Source organism: Micromonospora sp. NBC_00617, assembly GCF_045161355.1.
Classification (GTDB): Bacteria; Actinomycetota; Actinomycetes; order Mycobacteriales; family Micromonosporaceae; genus Micromonospora.
Genome location: NZ_CP107751.1, coordinates 1791577 through 1808042, shown reverse-complemented (window position 1 = coordinate 1808042; position 16466 = coordinate 1791577). Strand labels below are relative to the sequence as shown.

Sequence of the window (16466 nt, the reverse complement as noted above, 5' to 3'; positions counted from 1 at the left end):
GGGTGGCGTGGGGCCTATACCCTCGCGGATGCGGGCCGCTAGGGTGAGGCGGTGACGACGTTCCGGATCGGCGCGGCGGCCGAACTGCTCGGCGTCAGCGCCGACACCATCCGCCGCTGGGTGGACGCCGGGCGGCTGCCCGCCGGGCGGGACGAGCACGACCACCGGATCATTGACGGCGTCGACCTCGCGGCGTTCGCCCGCACGCAGGCCGCCGACCCGGACGCGGGCGCCGAATTCTCCTCGGCCCGCAACCGGTTGCGCGGCATCGTCGTCGACGTCCGCAAGGACACGGTGATGGCCCAGGTCGACATCCAGGCCGGCCCCTTCCGGGTCGTGTCGCTGATGAGCCGGGAGGCCGTCGACGACCTCGACCTGAGGGTCGGTTCGGTCGCCGTCGCCGTCATCAAGTCGACCACCGTGGTGGTGGAGCGCGCCGCGCCCACCACTCCGGCCGGAGCAAGGGGGGTCGGATGAGTCGTCGGACCAGATTCGTCGCGGTGGCGCTGGCGGTGACCGTGCTGGCGACGGCCGGCTGCGACCGCACCGGCGACCCGGCATCCGGGGGCGACACCCGGGACGGTCGGGCAGCGGGCACGGTGACCGTGTTCGCCGCCGCCTCGCTGACCGAGTCGTTCACCCGGATCGCCAGCGACTTCGAGGCCGCCAACCCGGGCGTCACCGTCACCCTCAACCTGGCCGGCAGCTCCGCCCTGGCCAACCAGATCGCCCAGGGCGCTCCGGCGGACGTCTTCGCGTCGGCCGCGCCGAAGAACATGGCGACCGTGACCGAGGCCGGCGACGCCGACGGCACGCCGTTCGTCTTCGCCCGCAACCAACTGGTGATCGCGGTGCCCAGCGGCAACCCCAAGGGCGTGACCGGTCTCGCCGACCTGGCCCGCCCGGGAGTGAAGGTGGCGCTCTGCGCCGACCAGGTGCCCTGCGGCGCGGCGGCGCGGACCGCCCTGACGGCGGCAGGTGTCGGGCTGACCCCCGTCACCCTGGAACAGGACGTCAAGGGAGCGCTGGCGAAGGTCAAGCTCGGCGAGGTCGACGCGGCCCTCGTCTATCGCACGGACGCCCGCGCCGCGAGCAGCGACGTGACAGGTGTCGAGTTTCCCGAGTCGGCGCGGGCGATCAACGACTATCCGATCGTCGCGCTGAAGGACGCGCCGAATCCGGCCGGCGCGCGGGCCTTCGTCGCGTACGTCCGCTCGACGCCGGCACAGACGGTCCTCGCCGCAGCCGGCTTCCAGGCGCCATGAGACGGGCCTTCCCGGCACCGTGAGGCGAACCCTTCCCAGCGCCGTGCGACAGACCCTTCCCGACAGCGCGCGGCGGCTTCCCGACGTCGCGCCGCGCCGACGGGGGCGGGTGCCGGCGGCGCTGCTGATCCCGGCGGGGCTGGGCCTGCTCTTCCTCGTCCTGCCGCTGGCCGGGCTGGTGGTCCGGGCGCCGTGGACGACGCTGCCGCAACGGCTCACCGCGCCGGGGGCGCTGACGGCGCTGCGACTGTCGGTGCAGACCGCGACCCTGGCCACCCTGTTCTGCCTGCTGCTCGGGGTGCCGCTGGCCTGGCTGCTGGCCCGGGTCGAGTTTCCCGGCCGCCGGCTGGTCCGCGCCCTGGTCACCGTGCCGCTGGTGCTGCCACCGGTCGTCGGCGGCGTGGCGCTGCTGCTGGTCTTCGGCCGCCGCGGGCTGCTCGGCGGCTGGCTCGACGCCACGTTCGGCGTCACCCTGCCGTTCACGACCGCGGGCGTGGTGCTGGCCGAGGCGTTCGTCGCCATGCCGTTCCTCGTCATCGCCGTCGAGGGTGCGCTGCGCGCCGCTGACCACCGCTACGAGGAGGCCGCCGCGACCCTCGGCGCCGGGCGGTGGACCACCTTCACCCACGTCACGCTGCCCCTGGTGGCACCGGGTCTGGCCGCCGGCGCGGTGCTGTGCTGGGCGCGGGCGCTCGGCGAGTTCGGCGCCACCATCACCTTCGCCGGCAACTATCCCGGGCGTACGCAGACGATGCCGCTGGCCGTCTACCTGGCGTTGGAGACCGACCTGGAGTCCGCGATCGTGCTCAGTCTGGTGCTGCTGATCGTCTCGGTGAGTATCCTGGCCGCGCTGCGGGACCGCTGGCTGGCCAGCCCGTGACCGCGCCGCTGGACGACGAGACCAGCAACGCGCCGCTGCTCGACGCCCGGCTCGTCGTCGACCGGGGCGCCTTCCGGTTGGATGTGCCGCTGCGGGTCGCGTCGGGCGAGGTCGTCGCGCTGCTCGGGCCGAACGGCGCCGGCAAGACCACCGCGTTGCGCGCGCTGGCCGGGCTGCACCCGCTCACGGCCGGGCACGTCACCCTCGACGGTGTCGACCTGGATCGGCCGGCGAGCCGGGGCTGGGTGCCCACCGAACGCCGCCCGATCGGCGTGGTCTTCCAGGACTACCTGCTCTTTCCGCACCTCAACGCGCTGGACAACGTGGCCTTCGGGCCGCGCCGGCACGGCGTCGACCGACGGGCGGCGCGGGCCACGGCCCGGGGCTGGCTCGACCGGGTGGGTCTGGCCGGCCACGCGCACCGCCGGCCCCGGCAGCTCTCCGGCGGGCAGGCGCAGCGGGTGGCGCTGGCCCGCGCGCTGGCCGTCGGGCCGTCGCTGCTGCTGCTCGACGAGCCGCTCGCCGCCCTGGACGCCCGCACCCGCCTGGACACCCGCGCGGAGCTGCACCGCCACCTGGCCGCGCACCCGGGCGCCACGGTGCTGGTCACCCACGATCCGCTGGACGCGTTGGCGCTGGCCGACCGCCTGGTCATCGTCGAGGGTGGGCGCGTGGTGCAGGAGGGGGACGGCCCGAGCGTCACCGCCCGCCCGCGCACCGACTACGTGGCCCGGCTGGTCGGGTTGAACCTCTATCGGGGTCGGGCGCAGGGCCACACGGTACGTGTCGCGCCGAAGCTGACCCTCAGCGTGGCCGACCGGCTCGACGGGGACGCGTTCGTCGCGTTCCGCCCGGCGGCGGTGGCCCTGCACCCGGCCCGGCCCGACGGCAGCCCCCGCAACACCTGGGCGGGCACCGTCACCGGCGTGCAGCGCCACGGCGACAACGTACGCGTGCAGGTGGACGGGCCGATCGGCGTGGCCGCCGACGTCACGCCGGCCGCCGCGGCGTACCTGCGGCTGATCCCCGGCCAGCCGGTCTGGGTCGCGGTCAAGGCGACCGAGACCCACGCCTACCCGGCCACGACCTGACACCCGCGCTGCGCGATGTGCCGGGGCCGGCGACGGCCCTCGACGAGCGGCGGTCAGTCGGTGAGCAGGTCGGCGTGCGCAGCACGCAGCCGGGACAGCGCCGGGTCGCTGCCCGGGACGACGCGGCGGTCCAGCTCGGCCCACACCTCGGCCAGCGCCGCGCGGACCGCCCCCAGCTCGGCGGCGTGCCGCTGGCTGCTGCGACGGTGCTGCTCGTCGAGGCGGCGGGCCCAACCGGCGGTGACCGCGGCAAGCCGGTCGGCGTCGGCGCGGGCCTGCGCGCCGCTGCGGGCGGCGGCGGCGGGAACGATCGCGGCGACCGGACGGGGATCGCCGTCGCGGGTGACGACGGTGACGGCGTCGGTCAGCTCGGCCAGCGCGACGAGCTGGCTGAACCGGGTGCGCGCCTCACGCAGCGGCACGGAACGCGGCGGGTCGGATCCAGGGGTGAGCGCGGGGACGGCCATGAATGCATGGTGCCGCCCGGGTACGACAGAAATCCGCCGTCGTCACTGGACGGCGGGCGGTTGCGGTGTGGGCTGGGCCAGCCACTCGTCGGCCAGCACCGACCAGACCTCCAGGTCGATGCGCCCGCGTGGGCTCGGGTAGACCTGGCGCAGGGTGCCGTCGTGGCGCAGGCCGAGCCGCCGGGCCAGGGCGATGCTGCGGGTGTTGGCCGCGTTGGTACGCCACTCGACCCGCTGGATGCCGCGCTCGCGGACCGCCCAGTCGACGATCCGGCGAATCGCGGGGGCCATCATTCCTCGCCCCTGCGCGTCCGGTTCCAGCCAGCAGCCGACCTCGCAGACGCCCAGCGTGACGTCGAACGACACGAACATGACCCCGCCGGCCAGGCTGCCGCGCCACCACAGGCCCCAGATGCCGCCGGCGTCGGTGGCCCAGCGGTCGGCGTAGCGCTGCAACACCGCGCGGGCCGACGGCAGGTCGGTGGCGACGAAGGACGGCGACACCCAGGGGCGGATGTGATCGCGGGCCCGGTCCAGGTGGGCGAGGAACTCCTCGGCCCGCCACGGCTCCAGCGGGCGCAGCTCGACGTCCTCGGTCAGCGGCAGGGCGAACACCAGGCCTCCCCCGAACGTTGATTGCACGACGGGTAGCAGGCTCGCACAGGTCCGCCGGCTCGCACAGGCCGGGTCTTGATCAGCCAGGCGCCGAGATCGTCGAGGCGCACCCGTGCCTCGGTCATCGCCTCATCCTGCGCCGACCGGCGGCCACCCAATCAGATGATCATATGGGTCCAGTAGGTGAGCCAGAGCACGAACAGCGCACCCTGCACCACGGCGAGGGCCGCCGTCAGCCACACGTCGACACCGGCGCGACGGGCCCAGCGGGTCAGCACCAGCGCCACCGGGAACGCCGCCAGCAGGTAGCGCAGCAGGCTCTTGTAGACCGCCGGGCCCATCGACAGCGGCACCAGCACCATGAGCACGCCGTAGACCAGATACGGCAGCTCCCGGCGACGGAACCCGGCGACCAGCACGGCCAGCACGACCAGGGCGAAGAGGACCCGTCCGGCGTCGCGCGGCTCTCCGGCCAGAGCGTCCACCACCACCGGCACCGGGTTCTGCGCCTCGACCCCCCAGCCGACCTGTTGGGCGTGCTGGTAGGCGAACCAGTCCCCGCCGCGCCACCGACAGAACGCCATGAAGGTGAACCATCCGGCGGGCAGCAGCAGCAAGGGCCAGCCGATCCGCAGGTATCCGAGCAGGGCGCGTGGGCCCAGCCGCCAGTCGTGCTGACGCAGCAGCACCAGCGCCAGCGGCAACGCGACGAGCAGCCCGAGAGACCGGCTCGTCGCCAGGAAGTAGCCGAGCACGCCGACCAGCAGCCACCGCCGTCGCTCGGCGTAGTAGAACACGGCCAGCGCGAGGCAGACGAACAGCGACTCGGTCAGCGCGGCCTGGAAGAGGAAGGCCGTCGGCAGCAGCACCAGGTAGCGGGTGAACCGACGGGCCGCGTCCGGGTCGCCGAGCAGCAGCTCGGCCAGCCGGTAGCCGTACACCAGGGCGCCCAGGAACGCGACGTTGCTGATCACCAGCAGGGCCAGCGCGTTGTCGCCGCCGAGCAGCGCGCCGACCGGCCGGGCGAGGAAGGGGTAGAGCAGCGGGAAACCGAAGTCGCCCCATGGCCGGCCGGCCAGCGGCAGCTCGCTCAGCCGCAGGTAGAGCAGCGCGTCCCAGGCGAACCAGAAGGAGATCCACCGATGGCCGGAGACCTCCCGCTGCTGCGCCCACATCATCGCCTCGTCCGGCGGCGGCGCACCCCCGATGCCGTCCCAGGCATGCAGGACCAGCAGGCCGAGCAGGGTCAGCAGCAGCTTCGCGCCGAGAAAGAGCCCGATGAGGTACGGCCAGGGCGCCGGAACGCGGCGGGCCAGCCGCGCGCCCGCTCCGGCCGCGCCGGCCAGCCGGGCCGCCCCCGCCACCCCGGCGGGCCGGGCAGCCAGCATCGCTGCGTGCCGCCGGCCGCTTCGCCACCGGTGCATCCGCCCCGCTCCCCCGGTCCGCCGACCCACCCGCCGCGTGAGGGTGCCGCCCCTTTCGTTGTACGCCCCGGTGCGCCCCGCCGGGGCGAAACGACCACGACCAGCAGGTGACATCCCGGGCATAACGGGTACGCGCCGCGCCTCAACCATCGGCAGGGAGTACAGGCGGCATGAGCGAACAGCACGGAACGGTGGTCATCGGCGCGGGGCCCGCGGGGCTCACCGCGGCGTACGAGTTGCTCCGGCACGGGCGGCCCGTCCGGGTCTTCGAGGCCGACGAGGTGGTCGGCGGGATCAGCCGGACCGTGGAGCGCGACGGGTGGCGCTTCGACATCGGCGGGCACCGGTTCTTCACGAAGGTGCCCCGGGTGGAGGCGTTCTGGCACGAGATCCTGCCCGACGAGGACTTCCTGACCCGCCCCCGGATGAGCCGGATCTTCTACCGGGGCGCCCTGTTCAACTACCCGCTGAGCGCGACGAACGCGCTGCGCAACCTGGGGCTGCCGGAGGCGGTGCGCTGCCTGGGCTCGTACGCCCGGGCCCGCCTGCGCCCGCCGAAGGACCAGTCGCACTTCGAGGGCTGGGTGTCGGCCCGGTTCGGCTGGCGGCTGTACTCGATCTTCTTCAAGACGTACACCGAGAAGGTCTGGGGCATGCCGGCGGACCGGTTGCAGGCCGACTGGGCCGCGCAGCGGATCAAGAACCTGTCGCTGGCCACGGCGATCCGCAACGCGGTGCTGCCCCGCCGCCGTAGCACCGACGTGACCAGCCTGATCGAGGAGTTCCAGTACCCGAAGTACGGGCCGGGGATGATGTGGGAGCGCTGCGCCGAGGAGGTGCGTCGGCGCGGCGCGGAGGTGTCGACCGGCACCTGGGTGACCGCCGTGCACCGCGACCCGAAACGACGACGGGCGATCAGTGTGACGCTCAACGGAGCGGGCGGGCAGCGCACCGAGCCGGCCGACGACGTGATCTCGTCGATGCCGATCTCGGAACTGGTCGCCGCGCTGCGTCCGCCGGCGCCCCCGGAGGTGCTGGCCTGCGCCGCCGACCTGCGCTACCGCGACTTCCTGACGGTGGCCCTGGTGGTGCCGGCCGAGTTCTCGTTCCCGGACAACTGGATCTACGTGCACGACCCGGCGGTGCGGGTGGGCCGGATCCAGAACTTCGGATCGTGGTCGCCCTACCTCGTCAAGGACGGGCGCACCTGCCTGGGCCTGGAGTACTTCGTCTTCGAGGACGACGAGATGTGGCGTACCCCGGATGCCGACCTCGTGGCCCTGGCCACCGCGGAGCTGGAGCGGTTGGGTTTGGTCCGCCCCGGTGTCGTGGAGGCCGGGCACGTGGTGCGGATGCCCAAGGCCTACCCGGTGTACGACGAGCGCTACCAGCACAACGTGGACGTGATCCGGGCCTGGCTGGCCGAGGCCGTGCCGAACGTGCACCCGGTGGGGCGCAACGGCATGCACCGCTACAACAACCAGGACCATTCGATGCTCACCGCGATGCTGACCGTCGAGAACATCGCCACCGGCGCCACGCACGACGTCTGGTCGGTCAACGTGGAGCAGGACTACCACGAGCAGTCGGCCGGGAGCGGCGGTCGGCGGGGCACGGGCCGCGACGCGCCGGTGCTGCCCAGCCGGATCGTCACCGCCCCGATCGCCGCTCCCGAGGGCGCCCGCGCGGCCGGAGACGGCGACCGATCCGCGCAGGCGCCGCTGGTCTGACGGACCGGAGCTCGTTACACGAACGCTGGCGTCAGATCGGGCCGCTGGTGTAGATCACCGTGCTGCTCTCGTTGCCGATGAACGGCTTGTTGACGGCCCACAGCAGACCCTTTTCGTACTCCGGCACGTCGAAGTCGCACATGACCCAGCCGGCGTCGGCTCCGCTGCTGTTGAAGCACTGCCGACTCCAGCTCGGTCCCTGGATCGTGCCGGCGGCGGACGCGCCGTTCGCCTTGGTGTCCTTCACCCAGACCCGGTCCCCGTACGCGGCGAAGCACGCCTTGGCACCGGTCGTCGACACGCACCACACGTCGACACCATTGGCCGCCGGCGGCGCACCGCTCGGCTTGCCCGTGGCCGCCGACGCCGCCGAGGCGGTTCCGACCAGAACGAGGGCCACGGTCGCCGGCACCATGATCAGAGCACCGGCCCGCCGCATATTCGGCTTCTTGCGCATTTACGTCAACTCCCCAGCATTCGCCATGATCGTCTTTCCGGTGCACCGTAGCAGCCGGGCTACTGGCGAGCGAAGCCGATGTGGACGGTGGCTCACCGTGGGCGTGCACCGACCGGGCTCCGGCGTAGCAGTTCGTCCCGACGACAGGCGCAGAGGATCCGAGGCCGACGGTGGCCGCGTTGTCTGGCCGTAGGTTCACCGGGTGACCGGGTACGACATCGCCGCCACTGCCCTCGATCGAGGTGCTGCTCCTGTCGTCTGCGAGCGCGGCCCGGTCACGCCGCCACAGGGGTGGCTGTCACTTCAGGTGGGCGGCGAGCGGGATGTTCTGCGCCCTGAGGGCGGTGGCGATCAGGCCGGCGATCTGTCTGGCGCCGGCGGCCTCGAAGTGGGTGTGGTCGTTGCAGAAGAACGCGCCGACCGCGCCCGTCGAGTAGTCACCGTTGTTCGGGCAGAGCCTGAGCGTGTTGTAGAGCGCCACGCTCTTGGCGTGCAGGTCGATGACCGGTACGCCGTTGGCGGCGGCCGCAGCCGTCGTCTCGGTGACGAAACCGCGATTGCCGACGGCGGTGCCGCCGCTGCACGTGATCGCCGCCACCGGGGTGACGAAGATCGGCTTCACCCCTCTGGCTTTGGCAGCCGTCGCCATGACGCCGAGCAGTTCCTTGAAGCGATTGGCGCCTACGTGTCGCGGGCAGGCCGAGTCACCGTCGTTGATGCCGAACTGGATGATCAGATAGTCACCGGGCTTGAAGCCGCTGCCGGTGTCCAGCATCGCCGACCACCGCGCGCTGTAGGCAGTCGAGCTGAGCGTGCACTCGCCGGCCGAGTTCTTGGTGGAGGTCACATTGCCCTCGTACAGCCACGTCTGGATGCTGCGACCGCCGACGGCACTGTTCTGCACGGTGACGTTCGAGGTGAAGTAGGACGCGAACTGGCTGCCCCAGCCGATCGGACAGGAACTGGCATTCATCATCGTGGAATCGCCGGCCATCCACACCTTGATCGGCGCGGGTGCCGATGACGTGGAAGGGGTCGCCTGCGGTGTGCTCGGCTCGGGGCAGGGCGTTGGCCCCGGCGTCGGTGTCTGTGCGGTGGGGGTCGCTGCCGGTGGGCCGGCACAGGTGATGCCGTTGAACGAGAACGACGACGGCACCGGGTTGCTGCCGCGCCACGAGCCGGCGAAGCCGAAGGTGACCGATGCGCCGGAGCCGACGGCACCGTTGTAGCTCACGTTGGTGGCGGTCACCGCCGTGCCGGTGACCGTGACGGTGGCGTTCCACGCCTGCGTCACGCCCTGCCCGGGGGCGAGACTCCAACCCAGGGCCCAGCTGGTCACCGCGTCACCGAGGTTGGTGACGACGACATCGGCTCCGAATCCGCCGGTCCACTCGCTGGTCACCCGATAGACGACACCGCACGCCGGGGTGGCGGCCTGGGCGGTGGCGATGCCGAGCCCGCCGGCCACGACGGTCAGGACCGTTGCCGCCAGGACCACGAGACGCGATCGGCCAACCTTCATCGGGTTACTCCTGCCTTGATCGGAGACGCTCGCCGTCAGGTGGTGGCGGCGCACGGGGAGCCGTTGAGGGCGAAACCGGTCGCTCCGCCGAGCGGGCTGTCGGTGACAAATCCGAAGCTGGTCGAACCGGCGGCCGGGATCACCGCGTTCCAGGAGGCGTTCACCGCCGTGGCCGCATTGCCGGACTGGGTGACGGTGGAATTCCAGGACTGCGTGATCCGCTGACTGCCTGGCAGGGACCAGGTCAGTGTCCAACCGTCGACCGGGACGGTGGAGGTGTTGCTGAGCGTCACGTCGAACTGGGCACCCGTACCCCAGTCACCGGTCTTGCGGTAGGTGACCGCGCAGGCCCCGCCCGCAGGAGTGGTCGGCGCAGGAGTGGTCGGCGCAGGAGTGGTCGGCGCAGGAGTGGTCGGCGCAGGAGTGGTCGGCGCAGGAGTGGTCGGCGCAGTCGTGGGGGCCGGGGTCGTGGGGGTCGGGGTCGTGGTCAGTCGTGCGCCCAGGACCGGGGCCAGCCGGTCGGTGATGGCCTGGTGGCCCGCGTCGTTCGGGTGCACCGAGTCGCTCAGGCCGCCGGACGGCAGCCAGCCGGTGGTGTCCACGTAGAACACGTTGGCGTCACCCGCGGCGTTGCGTGCCCGCACCGCCGCCTCCGTCTCCGTGGCATAGCGACCGATGAACGTCCGCATGGCGAAGAGCTTGGCGTTCGGAAACCTGGCCCGGATCCTGGTGAGGAAGGTGGTGTACGTCGCCTGGAAGGCCGCGGCGCTCACGCCATGGCTCTTGTCGTTGGTCCCCAGGTTGATCACCACGCCGTCGGCCGTGTAGCGGGAGAAGTCCCACGGGTCGGTGCCGGCCTGGCCACCTGACGACATCCAGTAGCGTGTCTCCTGCGCCCAGCATCCATCGGTCGTCTCGGCCAGACACATGCCACCGATCGCGATCTGGGTGTGGTCGTAGCCGAGCCTCTCACCGACCTTGAAGCCGTAGTCGGTCACGGCGAGCTGACTGCTCGTGGCGCCCGCGGTGATCGAGTCACCGACGAACTCGACCAGCTTGGGGCGGGCCGGTGGCGCGAATGTGCCCGCGCCCGACTCCAGGATCAACCCCTGGAAGACCGCGTCACCGGTGTACGAGCCGGCCACCTGCCGGTAACTGACGATCAACGTGTGGTTGCCGGCCGCCAGCGCGGTCGGCGTCAGGTTGATCGTGCCGGAGCCGGTGAAGGACGTGAACGCCCTACCGTCGATGCTGGCCCACAGCTGGATGGTGTTGCGCTGCCGGAGCTTCACCGTCTTGCCGGTGAACCCGACCCGCAGGTACGCGCCGGCCCAGTAGGGCACGTAGGCCGAGGCGTTCGTCTTGTTCCACCGGCCGACGAAGCTGATGTTCGAGTCGGTCGGCGTGCCGTCACCGACCGCGGCCTGGGCGTTGAGGGCCGGCAGACCTGCGGCGAGCACCCCCGCGGCGACTGCGATGAGGGCCGCGGTACGCAGGGAACGAATCTTCGTCATCGGATGGGGTTCCAGCCGTCGTTACCCGCCAGGTAGGCGGTGGGTGTGTACTGGGTGGCGGTGGAGGCGCTCATCTGGGGGCGGTCGGCGTTGATGACGGCGCCAGCCCCGGTGCTGCTGTACTCGGCGAACCGGGCGGTCCTCCACGAGAAGCCGGACATGTCGGTCCAGGGATCGTTGCGGATGTGTGCGCCCATCGCGACGCCCCGGTAGAGGACCTGACCGCGGGCGTTGACGTCGCCGCTGGGATGCCAGGGCCGGCCGAGATAGACGGTCCTGGCGGGCGCGTTGCTGGTCAGTGTGGTTCCCCAGAAGAGGAAGCCGAACTTGTTGTTGATGTCGGTGGCCGCGGCGGTGAGGTAGCCGTTGTTCGACGACGAGCCCCGGGTGAGCGAGTGCACGGTGCCGTTCTGGAAGACCATCGTGCCCCGCCCGAAGATGAAGTCGACGTCGCCCTCCACGTAGGAGTTACGGACGTAGAGACGCCGGACCGAGCTGACACTTGGTGCGTTGACCAGCAGGGTGTCCTGGTTGCCGAGGATGCGGACGTTGTCGAACTGCACCCGGTCGCCGGAGGTGTTGACGGCGACGGCCTGCTCGGCGTCGAGGGTGTTGGCGGCCTCGTTGAAGTCGTTCGACATGGTCAGATTGCTGATCATGGTGTCGTTGGCGTTGACGAAGACCGAGGCACTGCCGGACGTGCCGTACGTACCGCCCCCGGGCTTGGTTTGGCCGGCCGCGTGCCCTTCGACGATCACCACCTGGGCGGCGGAGCTGCCGGCGCCGGCCAACGTGAGGTGGGGCTTGTTGGCGGGAATGGTGACCACGCCCCGGTAGGTGCCGGGTTTGATGGTGATGGTGACCGGAACGCCGTTGTTCGCCGCGACACTGTCGATCGCCGCCTGCACGGTCGTGTAGTTGCCGCTGCCGTCGGCGGCGACGGTGATGGTGGCGGACGCGGACGCGGCAGAAGCCATCGAGACTGCGGTGGCGAGAGCGCACACCGTCACCACCGCCACCGAGCGCACGCGAAGAACCCTGCCGGATGTGGTCATGAGCGTTCTCCGATCTCACCGGGCCTCCGCCGAAGATCATGCCGACCGGCGAACGACGGAGTTAAGTTAACGTTAACATCGATGACTGGAAATATGAAGCTGGCGGGCGCGGAGGGTGAGCCACCCGTTCACCCGACCTGAACGTCTCTGGCGGACGCGGCGGGTTCGGTGGCGACCGACGGTGTCCTCCTGGGCAGCAGGAGCGGGGTGGCGAGCAGGAGAACGCCGGAAATGGTGATCGCCGCGAGAGGGCTGGTGCGGGTCGCGAGGACGCCCCAGATCACCACCAGGGCCGCCTGGACGAGTCTGCTGACGGCACTCCACGTCGTGAGGACTCGGACGGTGTGGCCGAGCGGGGTGCGGTGCAGTCGTTCGGTCGCGTAGATCGGGTTGAAGACGCCCATGCAGGTGATCAGCAGGCCCTCGACGACGATCACGGTGAGAAGTCCGGGGATGCCCGGCTGGACGAACGCGAGGCCGAGGGGGAAGACCGAGCGCAACCACCCGGAGACGATCATGACGCGGTGCCGGCCGTGGCGAGCCACGAGGCGGGCGGACAGGCGGGCGCCCACCAGCCCGCCGAGCGCCGGGACGCCGAAGGCGAGGCCGTACTGCCAGGCCGGGAGGTGGTACTGGCCCAGCAGGAGGACAGCCAGGAGCGGGGCGGTAGCCATGATGAGGCCGCCGACCAGGATGGAGTTGAGGAACAGCCCTCGCAGGGCACGGTCGTGCAGGATGAACCGCCAGCCGATGAGAAGATCGGCGCCGCGCAGCCGGCCGGCACGGTCCTGGGGCAACGCGACGTCGCCGCCACGGATGCGCAGGACAGCGAGCGCCGACAGCACATAGCTCAGGGCGTCGGCCGCGACGGTGACGACCGGGCCGAGCAGCCCGACGAGCGCGCCACCGAGGGGCGGGCCCACCGCGATCGCCGCCCAGTTCGTGGCCTCGAACCGCCCGTTCGCCACCACCAGGTGATCGCTCTGGACGAGATACTTGAGGTACGCGCCGGACGCGGCGGCGAAGGCGATGCTCGCCGTCCCGGAGAGGACCGAGACGACCAGCAACTGGCCGTACGACAGCAGACCGAAGGCGTACGCGAGCGGGACGCTCGCCATGGCCACGAACCGGAGCAGGTCCATGGCGACCAGCACCGGTCGCTTCGCCCGGCGCTCGACCCACGGACCGAGCGAGAACGCCACGACCGCCGCGACGGCCGGTCCGGCCGCCGCCAGGATCGACACGGCGAACGCGGGCGAGTGCAGGACGCGAACCGCGATCAACGGGAACGCGCCGAAGGCTATCCACGTGCCGTACGTGCTGACGGCGTAGGCCGACCACAGCCAACCGAAACCGGACCCCAACCGCGCGCGCATCTGCCCCCTCGTGACAACCGACGTTCGGGTCCGGGCAGCAGACCAGCGCCGCCGACGTCGGCGCAAACAACCGACGTCTGGGCGTGTCACAACCATCTGTTGTGCAGGTGGATGATGGCCCGGTGGATACCGAGGCGGTGCGATCGTTCGTCCGGGCGGCCGAGTTCGGGCAGTTGCAGCACGCGGCCGAGGAGCTGGGCGTGACCCAGCAGGCCGTGTCGAAGCGGATCGCGGCGCTTGAACGCGCCCTCGACGTCCGGTTGTTCACCCGTACTCCCCGCGGGGTCGAGCTGACGCTCGACGGCCAGGCATTCCTCCCGCACGCCCGGGGCATCGTGGCCGGGATGGACCGCGCCCTCGCCGCGATCAGACCGGGCTCGCGGGCCCTGCGGATCGACGTTCTCGGCCTGCGGTCCGCGCAGGCCGTCGTCCTGCACGACTACTGGCGGTCACATCCGGAAACCAAGCTCGACGTGGTGACCCTGCGGGTCAACGACCCGCGCGCGGCGGTCGCCGCCGTCCAGGCGGGTGACATCGACGCCTCGTTCCGCTCGGTCACCGACCCGACCACGCTGCCGCGCGACGTGCGGATGATCCACGCGTTCGACTCACCCCTGGAGTTGCTCGTCGGCCCGCGACACCCTCTCGCCTCCGCGCGCACTCTGACACCGGCCCAGCTGCGCGGGCACCGGATCTGGGTCCCCGGCATCGCGCCGGGAAGCGAGTGGTCGGACTTCTACGACCAGCTCGCCACCGAGTTCGACCTGCGCATCGACGCCGCCGGCCCGAACTTCGGCAACGAGGTGCTGCTCGACATCCTCGCGGACTCCGCTGACGTGGCGACCTTCGTCGGCACGCGCGACAGGTACGTCTGGCCGACGAACCACGACCTGCGCCGCATCCCGATCGGGAAGCCCACGCTCGCGTACCCGCTCTCGCTCATCCTGCCGCGTGCGAACCCGCACCCTGGGTTGCGGGCGGTCATCGACCACTGCGCGAGCCTGGCGCCGCTGCCCGCCACGACCTGGCGGCCGTCCTGGGCGCCGACGCGGTGACACCGGCGATATGTCGCACCGGCAGATCCGGTGCCGGTCAGCGTGGACTCCGCCCGCTGCCGAGCTGCGACAATGCGCGTTCGGCGGCCACCGCAGCGGGGCTCGTCGCGGCGGCGCGACAAAAGATCTTCCGGGGCCGTGTCGATACGCCGGCCGCCCGTTCGACAGGTGAATGCGCAGGTCGAGAGGCGGCCCTGCCGGAGGAGGAGAACGCGATGTCGACGTACATGCTGATCATGCGAGGCACCGACGAGTCGAACGCTGCCATGATGGCCTCGATCGACGAGGCGATGGCCACGACCCGCACGTTCATCGAGGAGATGGTCACCGCCGGCGTCCTCCTCGCGGCCGAGGGGCTGGACGATCCGGCCCGGGGTGTCGTGGTCGACTTCGGCGGCGAGGCCCCGGTGGTCACGGACGGGCCGTACGGCGAGACCAAGGAACTGTTCGGCGGCTACTTCCTGCTCGATGTCGCCTCGAAGGAGGAGGCGGTGGAATGGGCCCGGAGGTTCCCGGCGGTCCGCGGATCCAAGATCGAGGTCCGTCGGGTGGCCGGGGCCGACGAGGTCCCGGGCGACGGTCAGCCCTGATGGGCACGGCCGACGTCGAGGCCGTCTGGCGGATCGAGTCGGCGCGGATCGTCGCCGCGCTGACCCGGCTCACAGGCGACTTCGGGCTGGCCGAGGACGCCGCCCAGGAGGCGGTGGCCGAGGCGCTGGTGTCGTGGCGGCGCGCCTTGCCGGCCAATCCGGCCGGTTGGCTGATGGCCACGGCCCGCCGGCGGGCCATCGACGCGATCCGCCGCCGAAGCGCGCTCCGGGAGCGGTACGCCCTGCTGGCGGTCGACGCGGCGGTCGACTCGGCAGTCGGCTGGGCGGCGGGCTCGGGGCTCGACGAGGACATCGACCCCGACCGGATCGACGACGACGTGTTGGCGCTGATGTTCGTGAGCTGCCACCCGGTGCTCTCCCCCGAGGCCCGGGTGGCGCTGACCCTGCGCGTGGTCGCCGGCCTGTCCAGCGAGGAGATCGCCCGCGCGTTCCTCGTGCCCGTGCCGACCGTGCAGGCCCGCATCACCCGCGCCAAGAAGACCATCGCGGCGGCCCGGGTGCCGTTCGAGCTGCCGCCGGCCGCCGAGCGTCGGGAACGGCTCGGAGGCGTGCTCAGCGTCCTGTACGTGATCTTCACCGAAGGGTCGACGGCCACGTCGGGCGACCGGTTGCTGCGCCCCGACGTCGCGTACGAGGCGATCCGGCTGGCCCGTACGCTGGCCGCGCTCGCGCCGGACGAGCCGGAGGCGCACGGTCTGCTCGCGTTGTGCGAGCTGACGGCCGCGCGCTTCCCGGCCCGGACCGGCCCGGACGGCTCGCCGGTCCTGCTGGAGGACCAGGACCGACGGCGGTGGGACGTCTCCGCGATCCGTCGCGGGCTGGCCGCGCTGGGCAGGGCGGCGTCGACGCGTGGGCTCGGCCCCTACGGTCTGCAGGCCGCGATCGCCGCCACCCACACGTCGGCGCCGTCGATCGAGGCGACCGACTGGGACCGGATCGTCGTGCTCTACGAGGCTCTCGGCCGAGTCGCGCCCTCACCGGTGGTCGACCTCAACCGGGCCGTCGCCGTGGCCATGGCCTCGGGCCCGGCGCCGGCTCTGGCCATCGTGGACGAGCTGATCGCCGCGAACCGGCTCCCCGGATCCCACCTGGTCCCGACCGTACGCGGCGAGCTGCTGGCCCGGCTCGGACGGCGACCGGAGGCGCGCGCCGAGCTGGAGCTGGCCGTCCGCCTGTGCGCCAACCAGCGCGAACGCTCGGTGCTGCTGCGCAAGGCGGCCACGCTGGGTTGACGTTATATTGACACTTTTCGTTACGGCAGTGATAGTAACTGCGTACCGCTCCCATCGGATCGCCTGTGGGGACCCCGCCGGGTGGTCGACGCGTTCGCCTCGACCTGGCCCGTGGCCTGCGCTGACCCTTGCGGTCGCAGCGTGAACGAGCAGCCACCACCGCCGCCGCCGC

Annotated in this window: 16 protein-coding genes; 8 read left to right on the top strand and 8 right to left on the bottom strand. The window is 71.8% G+C overall.

What is annotated here, in order from left to right:
• The first annotated feature begins 51 nt into the window (after window positions 1-51).
• Genes OG505_RS08155 through OG505_RS08140 form a run of 4 tightly spaced genes read left to right on the top strand, consistent with a single transcriptional unit; the run spans window position 52 to window position 3236 of the window.
• Window positions 52-477: a molybdopterin-binding protein gene (locus OG505_RS08155; RefSeq protein ID WP_405432202.1), complete on the top strand. Its 426-nt coding sequence runs from the start codon at window positions 52-54 to the stop codon at window positions 475-477.
• Window positions 474-1265 (top strand): molybdate ABC transporter substrate-binding protein, encoded by a 792-nt coding sequence (gene modA, locus OG505_RS08150; RefSeq protein WP_405432200.1) that lies wholly within the window; start codon window positions 474-476, stop codon window positions 1263-1265. Before OG505_RS08155 ends, modA begins: the two co-directional genes overlap by 4 nt.
• A gap of 43 nt (window positions 1266-1308) precedes the next feature.
• A complete protein-coding gene (locus OG505_RS08145; RefSeq protein ID WP_405432199.1) occupies window positions 1309-2145 on the top strand; it encodes an ABC transporter permease in 837 nt (278 codons plus the stop codon).
• The gene (locus tag OG505_RS08140; RefSeq protein ID WP_405432197.1) at window positions 2142-3236 is read left to right on the top strand and encodes an ABC transporter ATP-binding protein; all 1095 of its coding nucleotides are present in this window, start codon (window positions 2142-2144) and stop codon (window positions 3234-3236) included. Before OG505_RS08145 ends, OG505_RS08140 begins: the two co-directional genes overlap by 4 nt.
• 53 nt (window positions 3237-3289) lie before the next feature.
• On the opposite strand, the gene OG505_RS08135 is transcribed toward OG505_RS08140, so the two are convergent.
• The 3 genes from OG505_RS08135 to OG505_RS08125 all read right to left on the bottom strand — a co-directional run bounded on the left by OG505_RS08135 (window position 3290) and on the right by OG505_RS08125 (window position 5742).
• Entirely contained in the window at window positions 3290-3703 is a 414-nt protein-coding gene (locus OG505_RS08135; protein WP_405432195.1) for a type II toxin-antitoxin system Phd/YefM family antitoxin, read from the bottom strand.
• 42 nt (window positions 3704-3745) lie between these two features.
• The gene (locus tag OG505_RS08130; protein ID WP_405432193.1) at window positions 3746-4318 is read right to left on the bottom strand and encodes a GNAT family N-acetyltransferase; all 573 of its coding nucleotides are present in this window, start codon (window positions 4316-4318) and stop codon (window positions 3746-3748) included.
• A gap of 158 nt (window positions 4319-4476) precedes the next feature.
• Window positions 4477-5742 (bottom strand): hypothetical protein, encoded by a 1266-nt coding sequence (locus OG505_RS08125; protein ID WP_405432191.1) that lies wholly within the window; start codon window positions 5740-5742, stop codon window positions 4477-4479.
• A gap of 170 nt (window positions 5743-5912) precedes the next feature.
• Between OG505_RS08125 and OG505_RS08120 the strand changes: the two genes are divergently transcribed.
• Entirely contained in the window at window positions 5913-7472 is a 1560-nt protein-coding gene (locus tag OG505_RS08120) for an NAD(P)/FAD-dependent oxidoreductase (protein ID WP_405432189.1), read from the top strand.
• Between the two features lie 31 nt (window positions 7473-7503).
• Here OG505_RS08120 and OG505_RS08115 read toward each other — a convergent pair whose 3' ends face one another.
• From OG505_RS08115 to OG505_RS08095, 5 genes are all read right to left on the bottom strand, one after another.
• A complete protein-coding gene (locus OG505_RS08115; protein WP_405432187.1) occupies window positions 7504-7929 on the bottom strand; it encodes a hypothetical protein in 426 nt (141 codons plus the stop codon).
• Between the two features lie 298 nt (window positions 7930-8227).
• Window positions 8228-9451, bottom strand: coding sequence for a cellulose binding domain-containing protein (locus OG505_RS08110; RefSeq protein WP_405432185.1), 1224 nt, complete (start codon window positions 9449-9451; stop codon window positions 8228-8230).
• A gap of 35 nt (window positions 9452-9486) precedes the next feature.
• Window positions 9487-10965 carry a cellulose binding domain-containing protein gene (locus OG505_RS08105; RefSeq protein WP_405432183.1) on the bottom strand — a complete coding sequence of 493 codons (1479 nt, stop codon included), beginning with the start codon at window positions 10963-10965 and terminating at the stop codon, window positions 9487-9489.
• Window positions 10962-11942, bottom strand: coding sequence for a pectinesterase family protein (locus OG505_RS08100; RefSeq protein WP_405432182.1), 981 nt, complete (start codon window positions 11940-11942; stop codon window positions 10962-10964). Before OG505_RS08100 ends, OG505_RS08105 begins: the two co-directional genes overlap by 4 nt.
• 206 nt (window positions 11943-12148) lie before the next feature.
• Entirely contained in the window at window positions 12149-13396 is a 1248-nt protein-coding gene (locus OG505_RS08095) for an MFS transporter (RefSeq protein WP_405432181.1), read from the bottom strand.
• A 122-nt stretch (window positions 13397-13518) separates the two neighbouring features.
• On the opposite strand from OG505_RS08095, the gene OG505_RS08090 reads away from it, so the two are divergent.
• From OG505_RS08090 to OG505_RS08080, 3 genes are all read left to right on the top strand, one after another.
• On the top strand, window positions 13519-14451 hold the full coding sequence (locus tag OG505_RS08090; protein WP_405432179.1) for a LysR family transcriptional regulator: 933 nt from the start codon (window positions 13519-13521) through the stop codon (window positions 14449-14451).
• 215 nt (window positions 14452-14666) lie between these two features.
• Complete coding sequence (locus OG505_RS08085) at window positions 14667-15041, top strand: YciI family protein (protein WP_405432177.1); 375 nt, start codon at window positions 14667-14669, stop codon at window positions 15039-15041.
• The gene (locus OG505_RS08080) at window positions 15041-16294 is read left to right on the top strand and encodes an RNA polymerase sigma factor (RefSeq protein ID WP_405432175.1); all 1254 of its coding nucleotides are present in this window, start codon (window positions 15041-15043) and stop codon (window positions 16292-16294) included. Before OG505_RS08085 ends, OG505_RS08080 begins: the two co-directional genes overlap by 1 nt.
• Window positions 16295-16466 lie beyond the last annotated feature (172 nt).